The following is a 1,713-nucleotide window of genomic DNA, read 5'->3' as shown; positions in this document are numbered from 1 at the left end:
GATGGTGCAAAATACTCAAGTACTGATTTATCCAGCCAGCTCGCCCCCTTCAGAGGCACTGGATAGCGAAACGCATTTTGGTGACTGATACCGATACACGGCTTATTTTGTTGACGAGCTGCCCAAGCCGTGACGGGTTCAAAGTCGTTGATGATTAAATCATAAGGCGCCAGATTGAGTTGGTTCACTTCTTTGAAAAAATGAATCAAATTGTTGTTCAAGGCCGTTTTGGCGTAATTGACCGAGCCTTTTTCCGTCACAAACGTAAAACCGCGACGAGTCTGATAATCGCCAAACGCTTCCATTGAAAAGTATTTCTCCGGTGCTCGCCCAGAAAAAAGAAAGTCGACCTGCACATCGTGCGATTCAAATGCCTTGCTCATTGCACGAGCACGTGCGATATGGCCATTTCCCGTACCTTGAACACCGTATAGAATTTTCATTCATTAGCCTCCTACGATCGCAATAGCTAGAGCACCACACGCACTTCCCAACAGCGCCCCGATGATGACGTCAGTAAAGAAATGGACACCGAGCAAAATACGCGCCGTACCAATTAAGCTTGCCCAAAAGAATGCGGCATAACCGAGTTCTGGGTAGTAATGGTTGATAAGTGTTGCCATGACAAACGCAGCAGCAGTATGTCCAGACGGTAAACTGTAGCGATCAGAAGGGGTGATAAAAGCAGGTAACAAAGCGCTCAGTTCTTCAGGACGGCGGCGTTTAAAGCTGTTTTTTAGCGTCCAGTAAATGGGTAGCTCGACGGCAAATGCCAGCAATCCGGCTAACATAAACCAAGAGCCGTGTTCTTTATCTAAATACCAAGCTAACAGCCCTAAGACGACGTAGAGATGCCCATCTCCACTGTGCGAAACGCCTTTACTGATGTTGGCAACTTGTTGGTTAAAACGATGCTGAAGACATACGCTAGAGAATGCTAAATCAAACTTAGCGATGGTTGCTATTGGCTGTGTGATTGTCTCAATGGTTCGCATGTGACCTTCCCTTACTTTGACAACGCCTTTGTGTGAAAAGTAGGAGGTTTAGGTGACAGCTACATGACGGGAAGTTGGACAATTAGTGACAAAAGTAGAATGGACGGAATAGCGCACATTGATGTGCCCAACCATACCGTTAAACACATCAATAAAAGCAATAAGAATTACGAAGGGTTAGCTGGTGAGGCCGACGGCGTATCGATATACCAAACTTTGCGTTTTTTGCGGCATGCGCGTAGTGACCCCGTGGTCACATCACCGTCTTTAGTTAACTCATAGCTCAGCGCTCGACAAGTGAAGCTGCCCAGCAGCTCGTGTCGGGCACTCGATACAGAATGAGTCGCTTGCTGAGCATCGAGCAACGGATTCGGTTGAGTCGACAAAATATCGCGATTCACTACGTTGCTGCGTACGTAATCTTGATGCACGTAGCCCTTAATAACGCCTTTTTGTTCAACCAGAATCCAATGTTCTCCTTCAACTCTCGCCAACGCATTGAACACTTCGCCTTTTTCAAGTTGCCCCAGCTTTGTACTCTCTACACTCGGTTTGGCGCGTAAATTTAACCCCGTTTTTGAACGATAGGAGACATCCATAAACTCCAGCTTGTTAGAGGTATCCACTCCCTCTTCTACTGGCCTGACTATCTCAGCTTGTTGCCACTCATTAGGTTGCACGCGGATCTTCCACCACGAATAGGTGTCAGGATCTTTGC

Annotated in this window: 3 protein-coding genes; all 3 read right to left on the bottom strand. The window is 46.9% G+C overall.

What is annotated here, in order from left to right:
- Positions 1–443 (bottom strand): glycosyltransferase family protein (locus R7Q47_RS23730; RefSeq protein ID WP_318089594.1); only part of this gene is annotated, 443 nt, incomplete at its 3' end.
- A 3-nt stretch (positions 444–446) separates the two neighbouring features.
- On the bottom strand, positions 447–995 hold the full coding sequence (locus tag R7Q47_RS23725; RefSeq protein WP_005480556.1) for a phosphatase PAP2 family protein: 549 nt from the start codon (positions 993–995) through the stop codon (positions 447–449).
- Positions 996–1,162: 167 nt separating this feature from the next.
- Positions 1,163–1,713 (bottom strand): SH3 domain-containing protein (locus R7Q47_RS23720; protein ID WP_318089590.1); only part of this gene is annotated, 551 nt, incomplete at its 5' end.

This window comes from Vibrio sp. Vb0349 (assembly GCF_033338975.1).
The sequence above is the reverse complement of the archived record's forward strand: the minus strand, read 5'-3'. Positions and strand labels throughout refer to the sequence as shown.

What these genes read in the sequence shown, in the direction of transcription:
- R7Q47_RS23725 (WP_005480556.1), bottom strand. Translation starts at nt 995, where the DNA reads ATGCGAACCATTGAGACAATCACACAGCCAATAGCAACCATCGCTAAG.